The sequence below is a fragment of the Protofrankia sp. Cj3 genome (assembly GCF_917627355.1).
GTDB lineage: Bacteria > Actinomycetota > Actinomycetes > Frankiales > Frankiaceae > Protofrankia.
In genome coordinates this window covers 7,480-8,012 of sequence record NZ_CAKJTR010000046.1, presented here as the reverse complement: position 1 = coordinate 8,012, position 533 = coordinate 7,480, and the positions used below count along the sequence as shown (strand labels likewise).

The window sequence follows — 533 nt, the reverse complement described above, 5'->3', positions numbered from 1 at the left end:
AGGTAGAGGAGCCCATCCTGTTCGCCGGCATTGTAGACGGGCACGATATGGGGGTGGTGCCCGGCGCCCAGCGCTCTGGCCTCCCGCAGGAACCTTTCCCGGCCGACAACGCCATCGACGCCCACGGCCGGGTCGATCACCTTGAGGGCTATCCGCCGGTGCCCGCCCACCTGTGCTTCGAGCGCGACGTACACCGCGCCAAAGGAGCCGGAACCACGGATACCTTCGATGCGGTACCCAGCGAACATGTCGTTGGGTCTTAAATGCCGCCTTGCCGGCATGCCGGTCCCCCGTGGATGACGGTGGCATTGACGTCCATCAGGTTACTGGCGGTCAACGCCTGCCGTTCAGGGGCATCTAACCTGGTCTGTTCGCGCACTGGCAGCTCGCCTACACGCCCTGACGGCTGGGCGGCACGAGCCCCCCCGTGACGGGCGTGTCATGCGGGATCTGTGGGGGGCGGGTGAGACTCCCGCCGCCTACCCATGGACGCTCGCTGTCAGCCTTAAGACACGCATGGGCAAGAATCCTGC

Annotated in this window: 1 pseudogene; it reads right to left on the bottom strand. The window is 66.2% G+C overall.

From position 1 onward, the window contains the following. Nucleotides 1-248, bottom strand: a pseudogene (locus MJ783_RS08755) (serine/threonine protein kinase); the annotation flags it as partial. Nucleotides 249-533: the final 285 nt, after the last annotated feature.